The sequence below is a fragment of the Tepidicaulis marinus genome, assembly GCF_000739695.1.
In the GTDB taxonomy this organism is placed as follows: Bacteria; Pseudomonadota; Alphaproteobacteria; order Parvibaculales; family Parvibaculaceae; genus Tepidicaulis; species Tepidicaulis marinus.
Map to the genome: position 1 here is coordinate 102,630 of NZ_BBIO01000012.1, position 9,396 is coordinate 112,025.

The window sequence follows — 9,396 nt, forward strand, 5'->3', positions numbered from 1 at the left end:
GCAGGGAAAATGTCAGGGGACACGCATATGAAACACTATCCATCATCACGCCTCGGCTGGCTGAGCCCCGCCGAGGTGCTTCGTTATGGCATCACGGGTTTTGCCGCCTTCTTTCTCTTTTTGATGCTTTTCGCCGGTGCCGCCGGCGCGAACACGCCTCAAGCGGAGAGCGAAGGCGAGCTGCGCCTCGTCACACCGAACGACATGACGAGCGGCGGCCTGCTGCTCAAAACGAAAGAGCCCGGCAAATATATTCAGGCGCCCATGGTCGCCACCGATGTCGATATCGACGTTGCCGGCCCCATCGCGCGGGCGAAAGTCACCCAGCGTTTTGAAAACCCGAGCGATGGCTGGGTGGAAGGCGTTTATGTCTTTCCCCTGCCCGAGGACAGCGCGGTGGACAGCCTGCGCATGCTGATCGGCGACCGCATCATCGAAGGCGAGATCAAGAAGAAAGAAGAGGCCCGGCAGATTTACGAAGAAGCGAAGGAAGCGGGCAAACGCGCGTCGCTGATTGAACAGCAGCGGCCCAACATCTTCACCAATTCGGTTGCCAATATCGGGCCGGGCGAAACTATTGTCGTGCAGATCGAATATCAGCAGACGGTGCGCCAGGACGAAAACATCTTCTCGCTGCGCTTCCCGACCGTTGTCGCCCCGCGCTACAACCCGGCGCCGAGCGTGCATCTCGTGGATTTCCAGCCGGGCGAGAATGGATGGGGCAGCGTTTCCGATCCCGTGCCGGACCGCGGCAAGATCACCCCGCCCGTCGCGCATCCGGATACCGGCAAACGCAATCCGCTGACCTTGACGCTCTCGCTCGATGCAGGCTTTCCGCTCGGCGACATCACGAGCCCGCATCATGAGATCGCATTGGTGCGCGAGGATGAAAGCCGTGCGGAGCTGACGCTCAGCCAAGGCGAAGTCCCGGCGGACAAGGATTTCGAGCTCACCTGGACGCCCGCCAAAACGGACGCGCCCACCGCCGCCCTGTTCCGCGAGGAGCTGAACGGCGAAGATTATGTGCTGATGATGCTGATGCCGCCGCAGAGCAAAGATGCGTCCCGCAAGACGCCGCCGCGCGAGGCGATCTTCGTCATCGACAATTCCGGTTCCATGGCAGGCGCTTCCATGCCGCAGGCAAAGGCAAGCCTGGAACTTGCGCTGCAGCGGCTTACCCCGCAGGACCGTTTCAATGTCGTGCGCTTCAATCACACCCATGAAACGCTCTTCCCCCAGGCCGTGCGCGCCGATAAGGAAAACCTGGACCGGGCGCTGGCATTCGTGCGCGGGCTGAATGCAGAAGGCGGCACGGAAATGCTGGGCGCGCTTCAGCAGGCGCTCATTGCCCAGCCCGCAGACAGCCAATATCTGCGCCAGGTCGTGTTTCTGACGGACGGCGCGGTCGGCAATGAAGAGCAGCTCTTCAACACCATCTCCCAGCAACTCGGCGCAAGCCGCCTCTTTACCGTCGGCATCGGTTCCGCCCCCAACAGCTTCTTCATGAGCCGGGCGGCGGAGATGGGCCGCGGCACCTTCACCCATATCGGCGAGCCGGAACAGGTGAAAGAGCGCATGGCGCAGCTTTTCACGAAGCTGGAAAATCCGGCGCTGACGGACCTTACCGCCGTCTGGCCAGATGGACAGGAAGTGGAAGCCTGGCCGAACCCGCTTCCCGATCTTTATCTCGGTGAGCCGATTATCCTTGCCGCGCGGATGGCCGATGCCTCAGGCACGTTCAAACTGAAAGGCACGTTTGACGGCCAGCCCTGGGAGCTGCGTCTGCCGCTTGCCAAGGCCGCCGAACGGCCGGGCGTTGCCAAGCTCTGGGCACGCAAGAAAATCGCCTCGCTGGAAGCCATGCGCTATGCGGGCGGCAATTGGGAAAAGCTCGACGCCGCGATTACCGATGTCGCTCTGTCCCATCATCTCGTCAGCCGCCTGACCAGCCTTGTCGCGGTCGATAAAACCCCGGTCCGCCCTGCAGGAGAAGACGTGACGCGCCGCGACGTGCCGCTCAACCTGCCCGATGGCTGGGACTTCGAGGCCGTCTTTGGCGAACAGCCCTCGCCCGTGCCGATGCGCGATGCCAAGGCCCGTAGCGCCATGCCGATGCTCGCCATGGCCGCCGCGCCGGTTTCGGCAGAGGCGGCGGAAGCCAAGGCCGGCATTGCCCTGCCCCAGACGGCAACCAATGCGGCGGGGCTGATGCTAAGCGGCGGACTGTTGATGCTCTTTGCCGCGGCCTGCTGGATGCTCGCTTTCTTCTGGCGGCATCTGGCCGCGCGGACCCAAGTGCCCGCCCACGGGAGAAGCTGAGATGGCGCGCGCCGTCTCCTTGCCCCGCTCCTTGCCTCACTCCTGGCCACGTAAACTGGCCGCCTGCGCCCTGGCTTTATGCCTCGGCGCAGGCGCGCTGCTTTTCGGGCAGGGTGTCTACATTCACGCCAAGGCCGGCTTGGCACAGGTGCTTCTGCAAAAGGCCTGGGCGGAAACGCTGGAAAGCGGCGCCCCCACCAAGCCCTGGCCCTGGGCCGATACCTGGCCGGTCGCCCGGATCAGCGCGCCGCGCCTCGGCAACAGCACCATCGTGCTTTCCGGCGGCTCCGGCGAAGCGCTCGCCTTCGGCCCCGGGCATCTTACCGGCACGCCGCCACCCGGCCCCCATGGCACCACGGTTTTCGCCGCCCACCGCGATACGCATTTCGCCTTCCTGCAGCATTTGAAAACGGGGGACCGTCTGGATGTAACGGGTGCGGACGGTGTCCGGCGTTCTTACCGGGTGAGTCACACACGCATCGTCGATGCGGCCGCCTCCGGCATTGACCCTGCGGAAGGGGGCGGCCGTCTGGCCCTTGTGACCTGCTATCCATTCGGCGCCGTCGCCCAAGGCCGGCAGCGTTATGTGGTGTTTGCCAAGCAGGCGCTCTAGGTTTCTATTCCTGTTCGCGGGAAATACATAAGAATAAACTACATTAGCAATATTTGTCCTTCACTTGGCGCGCCTTTGCCGTCATTAAGAAGCCCTCTCTGTAACCTTTGCAGATTGGGGAATATCCAATATTTCAGGTACAATCGGTCACATGGTAATGGGCTGCATGAAACTGGTATGGTATGAATAGTTCAGTGTAATCCCTGGAGATGAGTGGCAAATGAACGTAGCCAATTCGAAACAAACAACGGCGCCGGCGCATTCCGGTCTTGAGAATTACCGCCGCCGCGTCAGCGCAACAAAACGGCGTTCCATTCTCGATGCGGCCCGGGACGAGTTTCAACATAACGGTTTTACCCGCGCCGCCATGGCCGAGATCGCGCGCAAGGCCGATGTTTCCACGGCCACGCTCTACAAGCACTTCAACTCGAAAGAGGAATTGTTCAGTGCCGTGATCAGCGAAGCCTATGAACGCATCGAGGAAACCGATGCGGATCTGGGCGAACACGGCACCGTCGAGGAAGTCATCACCAAGGCGGCGAACAACATTCTCTCCGCCCAATTCGATCAGGGGCTCAACGCGCTGATGCGCGCGGTGATCGCGGAAGTTTCCGGCCAGCCGGAAATCGGCCGCGAGTTTTTCGAGCGCGGCGTCATCCAGCGTCAGCAGGCCGTTGCCAAGCTTCTCGACAAGCTGGTGCAGCGCGGCCTTCTCAAGCAGCACGATACGGCGATTTCCGCGCAGGAAGTGTCGGGCATGCTGCGTGAAAGCCTGATCTGGCCGGCATTGTTCGACCCGAATTTCCGCTTGCCCAAGAACAAGGACAAGCTGATCGCCGAAGCGGTCGCGACACTCGTGGCCCGCTACGGCAAATAAGCCAGTGAGGCAGGCCCGCCTTTAAAGGCAGGGCAAAGGCTTTAAACCCCCGGGAGCATTCCCGGGGGTTTTCTATATCTGCCGTTTTATACCGGCTTGACCGCAAGGAACATGTAACGGTTCAGCGAGAAGAAAAACTCGCCGCGTTCGGCAAGATGAAGCTGATCATCATACCAGGTCTGAATTTCATCGGCGCTCAGCCCATGACGCTCGCCATTGGCGCGCACGAACCCCAAAATACCGTGCATCATGCCCGCCGCATAAGAATGCGGCTGATAGCCCAGACTGGTCATCGGCACGACATCCATGCGCATCAAGGTGAAGCCGGCCCGGCGCAATTTCACCGCCAGCGTGGCGGGCAAATGCGGATCGGCCAGATGATCGTCCCAGCAGTGGAGCACCCGCTGCATCAGCCGCCGGTCGCTCGCATGCCAGACGATGCTGTCCCAATCCGTATCGAGAATGAGGGCCCGCCCGCCGGGCCGCAGCACCCTGTGCAGGGCTTTGAGTGCGCCGTCCATGTCGGCAACATATTCATAAACCTGCGTGGAAACGGCCGCATCGAACGCGCCTTCGACACCGGCCAGCTTCACCGCATCGCCCACTTCGAATTCCGCTTGCGGCAGCGCGGCGCAGCGCGTGCGCGCCATCTTCACCATGGGCTCGGACGTGTCGATACCGAGCACCCGCCCGTTTTCCCCGGCAAGGCGGGCAAGATCGTAAGCCAGCAGCCCCGGCCCCGCGCCGATATCGAGCAAATGCTCGCCGGGCTTCGGCGCCAGGGCCTTGATCACCTCGGCCCGCTGCGCCACCACATCCGGGGTGAGATACATCGCCTCCACCGCCTTGGCGGTGCGCTCGTCGAAATCGATCGTATTGCTCACTTATCCATCCTCTGGTCCATCCTCTGGTCCATCCCCCGGACCGTTATTTGTGTTGTTTAAAACCGGCAACCAGCGCCTCAGGGTCCGCCATATCGTCGAGCCGCCAGGACGCGCCGCCCTTCAGGCGTATTTCAACCGTGCCTGCGCCGAGCAGGCGCTGCAGCAGGGAGCGGTGCGCCTCCACCGCCTCGACCATGGAAAGCGCCGCGCCCAGTTTGACCGGGCGCAGCATACCGGTTTGCAGAAAAAGCCCCTGGCTGCCGATTTCCAGCACCCGCCCGCGCGCCCTGAGCCAGGCCATAACAAGGAGCAAGGGCACGGCGCCCGCCTCCACCAAAAGCGCCAGCGTGAGGATTGTTTCCGCCCCGGCCTGCGCCGCCCAAAGCGCCAGGGCGCCCCAGAGCGCGGCCACCAGTCCGGCGGGCAGATAGATCGACCAATGAACCTTTGCGCGCATGTTTCCCCCGCCGGAAGCGCCCGTAACGGTGCCCATGCCGGCATCCGAGTATTTCAAACCGCGCTGATTCTGTTAAGCGCACAAACGGAACTGTGATGCGGCCCCTGTTGCAAGGACGGGCCGCCGGGTTCAGACTGAAGGTTCTCTCGCATCGCTATCGGCCCATCCGTTTCCGGGAGGGTACGATGACCAAACAGCACGGCGCGTCTCAGCACGGCGCGTTTCTCGATCATGACAAGGCGCGCCAGGGCGTGACCGGCCATCATGTGCGCCATGTGCTTGCCATCTCGCTGGCGCTGGTGCTCGTCATGCTGTTTTCAAGCTGGGCGCTCGGCGCCGGTTAAGCGCCGGAACAAAAGCGCTGCATGGGGCGTTTGATCTGAGGGTGGCTGGCTCTATGTCAGTTCCTGTAATGGCGCCGCACATCATTCACCGCAATGAGAGGACCCATGCAGAACGAAGAGAATACGCAGAACGCACCGGTTAAAGACGAAACCGACGCCCGCCAGGCCGTGAGCGGCACAGGCGCGCGCATCGTCCTTGCCCTTTCGCTCACCGCCGCCGTCATCGTCATGGCGCTGCTCGCGGGCACGATGGTTTTCACCTGATGGCTGTTATTACCTGATCGGCCGCCGGCCTCCTGAAGACCAATCCCGGTCCTGCCTTTTGCTTGCGCCCTTTTTCTTGCGCATAGGGCGCCGGACGGCTAGGCAAAGGCATGAGCCGTTTGCGCGCCGACCTTTTGCTGCTGATCACCGCCCTTGTCTGGGGCTCGGCCTTTGTCGGCCAGGCCACGGCAATGGATCATGTCGGCCCTTTCACCTTTACCGGCGGGCGCTTTCTGCTGGCCGCTTTGGCCGTTGCCCCCTTCGCGCTTTGGGAGAGCCGGAGCCGCGCCCGCCCGCTCAGCCGCCGCAACGGGCTGATTACGGCGGGCATCGGCCTTGTCTTTTTTCTTGCCTGCATCACCCAGCAAGTGGGGCTGCAAGTCACCTCGGTGACGAATGCCGGGTTCCTCACCGCGCTTTATGTGGTGCTGGTGCCGATCCTCGGCGCGGCGCTCTGGCGGTATAAGGCGCCGGGCATCATCTGGGTGGCCGCGCTGCTCTCTTTCGCGGGGACGTTTCTTCTTTCCGGCGGCAATGGCGCGGCGCTCAATTGGGGCGATGCGATCATGGTGGTGAGCGCGCTTTTCTGGGCGGCGCAGGTGCTGCTTGTCGGCAAATATGTGGAAGCGCTGGAGCGGCCCTTCGCCATCGCCTTCATGCAATTTCTCGTGACCGGACTTGCAGGATTCGGCCTCGGCCTGGCCTTCGAAGCGGACCGGCTTTCCGCCGCCGCCTTTGCGGGCGCGGGCTTCGAGTTTCTCTATACCGGCATACTTTCCGGCGGGCTCTGCTTCACGCTGCAAAGCCTCGCCCAGCGCTACACGCCGCCGTCGGATGCCGCCATCATCATGTCCGGCGAGGCGCTCTTTGCCGCGCTTTTCGGCGCGCTGCTGCTCGGCGAGCGGCTCACCCCGCTGGCCTGGAGCGGCGCCGCGCTCATTCTCATCGCCGTGCTCGCCACCCAGCTCGGCCCCGCCCTGCGCCGCCGCGACCTGCGGGATACGCCGGAGGAAGCACCCGGCCTAGAGGACCGGGCCTCCTGACACCCTGCTGTCAGGAGTGAGGCGCCCTGCCGCCATCTCCTGCCAAATGGCCCTAGCCAGACGGGGCCGGCGCGGCCATATTGTGGGCCATGAGCACCAAAACCTCCTCCAGTCAAAAACCCGCCGCCGCCTCCGGTTTTGCCGAAGCGCCGGGCGCCAGCTTCGTGCATGAGGGCGCCGCGGCGGATCTGCCCGTCGATCTTTCCTTCCTTCAGAACAAGCCGCCGCGCCCGGAAAAAAGCGAAGGCGGCATCAAGCTCGAAATCGTTTCGGAATACGAGCCGAAGGGCGACCAGCCGCAGGCGATCAAGGAGCTGGTGGAGGGCATCAAGGCAGGCGAGCGCGACCAGGTGCTGCTCGGCGTCACCGGCTCGGGCAAGACCTTCACCATGGCGCAGGTGATCGAGAAGACCCAGCGCCCCGCCCTCATCCTCGCGCCGAACAAGACGCTGGCCGCCCAGCTTTACGGCGAGTTCAAAAGCTTCTTCCCGAATAACGCGGTGGAATATTTCGTTTCCTATTACGACTATTACCAGCCGGAAGCCTATGTGCCGCGCACCGACACCTATATCGAGAAGGAAAGCTCGATCAACGAGCAGATCGACCGGATGCGCCACGCCGCCACCCGCGCGCTTTTGGAACGGGACGATGTGATCATCGTCGCCTCCGTCTCCTGCATCTACGGTATCGGCTCGGTGGAAACCTATTCGGAAATGACCTTCCAGGTGAAGCGCGGCGACCGGCTGGACCGCACGCAGCTTCTCGCCGACCTCGTGGCCCTGCAATATAAGCGCAACGATCAGGCCTTTCAGCGCGGCACCTTCCGGGTGCGCGGCGATGTGGTGGAAATCTTCCCCGCCCACTATGAAGACAGCGCCTGGCGGGTTTCCATGTTCGGCGACGAGGTGGAGGAGATCACCGAGTTCGACCCGCTCACCGGCCAGAAGACCGCCAAGCTCGACGCCATCAAGGTCTATGCGAACTCGCACTATGTGACCCCGCGCCCGACGCTGCAGCAGGCGATCAAGCAGATCAAGATCGACCTGAAAGAGCGGCTGGAAGAGCTGACCGCCGCAGGCAAGCTGCTGGAAGCCCAGCGCATCGAGCAGCGCACCCAGTTCGATATCGAGATGATGGAGGCGACGGGTTCCTGCGCCGGCATCGAAAACTATTCGCGCTATCTCACGGGCCGCAAGCCCGGCGAGCCGCCGCCCACGCTCTTTGAATATCTGCCGGACAATGCGCTGGTCTTTGCCGATGAAAGCCACGTCTCCGTGCCGCAGATCGGCGCCATGTATAAGGGCGACTATAGGCGCAAGGCGACGCTCGCCGAATACGGCTTCCGCCTGCCCTCCTGCGTCGACAACAGGCCGCTCAAATTCGAGGAGTGGAACGCCATGCGCCCGCAGACGACCTATGTCTCCGCGACGCCCGGCAAATGGGAGATGGAGCAGACCGGCGGCGTCTTCGTCGAACAGGTCATCCGCCCGACGGGCCTCATCGACCCCGTGTGCGACATCCGCCCCGCCTCCTCCCAGGTGGACGATCTCGTCGCCGAATGTCACGAGATGGCGAAGAAGGGCCACCGCGTGCTCGTCACCACGCTGACCAAGCGCATGGCCGAGGACCTGACCGAATATATGTACGAGCAGGGCCTGCGCGTGCGCTACATGCATTCGGATATCGACACGCTGGAGCGGATCGAGATCATCCGCGACCTGCGCCTCGGCGCCTTCGACATTCTGATCGGCATCAACCTGCTGCGCGAAGGGCTCGACATTCCCGAATGCGCGCTGGTTGCCATTCTGGACGCGGACAAGGAGGGGTTCCTGCGCTCGGAAACCTCGCTCGTGCAGACCATCGGCCGCGCGGCGCGCAACGTCGACGGGCGCGTTCTTCTTTATGCGGATAACATGACGGGCTCGCTCGAGCGCGCCATTGCCGAAACGAACCGGCGCCGCGAAAAGCAGATGGCCTATAACAAGGAACACGGCATCACGCCGGAAAGCATCCGCAAGAATATCGGCGACATTCTGGAAAGCGTCTATGAGCGCGACCATGTGCGCGTCGATACCGGCGATAATGGCGCGGTGGAACTCGTCGGCCACAATCTGCGCGCCCATATCGAGGATATGGAAAAGCGGATGAAGGACGCCGCCGCCGATCTCGAATTCGAGGAAGCCGCGCGCCTGCGCGACGAAATCAAACGGCTGCAGGACGTGGAACTCGCCGTCTCGGACGACCCCATGGCCCGCCAAAGCGCCGTGGAAGAAAAGTCCTCCCCCCGCAAATCCGCCCGCTCCACCGGCGGCAAAGCCGGCACACGGACGTATAAGAAGCGCGGAGGACAAGGGGGACGGAAGCGGTAAAAACTTCACCTGCAAAACTGGAATTAACTCGGCTATGCTAGCAGTAGTAATTCACATAATGATACATGGACTGACTCTGAATGCGCATTCAACCCACCCATGCGACGATCGCTGAAATCCGCGATATGTTTGAGCGTGGTGACCTTATAGTTAATCGGGAATATCAGCGCGGGTCTGGCATTTGGCCTCCCAACTCAAAGTCTTATTTTATCGAAACTATATTGTC

9 protein-coding genes are annotated in these 9,396 nt (G+C 62.4%); 7 read left to right on the forward strand and 2 right to left on the reverse strand.

Translation table 11 applies throughout. The features are described 5' to 3' along the window. Positions 1-27 precede the first annotated feature (27 nt). From M2A_RS11825 to M2A_RS11835, 3 genes are all read left to right on the forward strand, one after another. A complete protein-coding gene (locus tag M2A_RS11825; RefSeq protein ID WP_081875591.1) occupies positions 28-2,319 on the forward strand; it encodes a marine proteobacterial sortase target protein in 2,292 nt (763 codons plus the stop codon). 1 nt (position 2,320) lies between these two features. Then, positions 2,321-2,932 (forward strand): class GN sortase, encoded by a 612-nt coding sequence (locus M2A_RS11830; protein ID WP_045447652.1) that lies wholly within the window; start codon positions 2,321-2,323, stop codon positions 2,930-2,932. Positions 2,933-3,152: 220 nt separating this feature from the next. After that, on the forward strand, positions 3,153-3,809 hold the full coding sequence (locus M2A_RS11835; protein ID WP_045447654.1) for a TetR/AcrR family transcriptional regulator: 657 nt from the start codon (positions 3,153-3,155) through the stop codon (positions 3,807-3,809). Between the two features lie 86 nt (positions 3,810-3,895). On the opposite strand, the gene M2A_RS11840 is transcribed toward M2A_RS11835, so the two are convergent. Together M2A_RS11840 and M2A_RS11845 are read right to left on the reverse strand one after the other, a co-directional pair. Then, complete coding sequence (locus tag M2A_RS11840; protein WP_045447657.1) at positions 3,896-4,693, reverse strand: methyltransferase domain-containing protein; 798 nt, start codon at positions 4,691-4,693, stop codon at positions 3,896-3,898. Between the two features lie 43 nt (positions 4,694-4,736). Then, positions 4,737-5,186: a PH domain-containing protein gene (locus tag M2A_RS11845; protein ID WP_045447660.1), complete on the reverse strand. Its 450-nt coding sequence runs from the start codon at positions 5,184-5,186 to the stop codon at positions 4,737-4,739. A gap of 149 nt (positions 5,187-5,335) precedes the next feature. Here M2A_RS11845 and M2A_RS18030 point away from each other — a divergent pair, with 149 nt between their 5' ends. The 4 genes from M2A_RS18030 (at position 5,336) to uvrB (ending at position 9,170) form a co-directional block, all read left to right on the forward strand. Then, positions 5,336-5,494 carry a hypothetical protein gene (locus tag M2A_RS18030; RefSeq protein ID WP_156101749.1) on the forward strand — a complete coding sequence of 53 codons (159 nt, stop codon included), beginning with the start codon at positions 5,336-5,338 and terminating at the stop codon, positions 5,492-5,494. 105 nt (positions 5,495-5,599) lie between these two features. Beyond that, positions 5,600-5,758 (forward strand): hypothetical protein, encoded by a 159-nt coding sequence (locus M2A_RS18035; protein WP_156101750.1) that lies wholly within the window; start codon positions 5,600-5,602, stop codon positions 5,756-5,758. Positions 5,759-5,868: 110 nt separating this feature from the next. Next, entirely contained in the window at positions 5,869-6,801 is a 933-nt protein-coding gene (locus M2A_RS11850) for a DMT family transporter (RefSeq protein ID WP_045447663.1), read from the forward strand. 89 nt (positions 6,802-6,890) lie between these two features. Next, on the forward strand, positions 6,891-9,170 hold the full coding sequence (gene uvrB / locus M2A_RS11855; RefSeq protein WP_045447666.1) for an excinuclease ABC subunit UvrB: 2,280 nt from the start codon (positions 6,891-6,893) through the stop codon (positions 9,168-9,170). The last annotated feature ends 226 nt before the right edge of the window (positions 9,171-9,396 follow it).

Coding starts and splice junctions, on each gene's coding strand:
- M2A_RS11835 (WP_045447654.1), top strand. CDS start 3,153: ATGAACGTAGCCAATTCGAAACAAACAACGGCGCCGGCGCATTCCGGT.
- M2A_RS11850 (WP_045447663.1), top strand. CDS start 5,869: ATGAGCCGTTTGCGCGCCGACCTTTTGCTGCTGATCACCGCCCTTGTC.
- M2A_RS11825 (WP_081875591.1), top strand. CDS start 28: ATGAAACACTATCCATCATCACGCCTCGGCTGGCTGAGCCCCGCCGAG.
- uvrB (WP_045447666.1), top strand. CDS start 6,891: ATGAGCACCAAAACCTCCTCCAGTCAAAAACCCGCCGCCGCCTCCGGT.
- M2A_RS18030 (WP_156101749.1), top strand. CDS start 5,336: ATGACCAAACAGCACGGCGCGTCTCAGCACGGCGCGTTTCTCGATCAT.
- M2A_RS11845 (WP_045447660.1), bottom strand. CDS start 5,186: ATGGGCACCGTTACGGGCGCTTCCGGCGGGGGAAACATGCGCGCAAAG.
- M2A_RS11830 (WP_045447652.1), top strand. CDS start 2,321: ATGGCGCGCGCCGTCTCCTTGCCCCGCTCCTTGCCTCACTCCTGGCCA.
- M2A_RS18035 (WP_156101750.1), top strand. CDS start 5,600: ATGCAGAACGAAGAGAATACGCAGAACGCACCGGTTAAAGACGAAACC.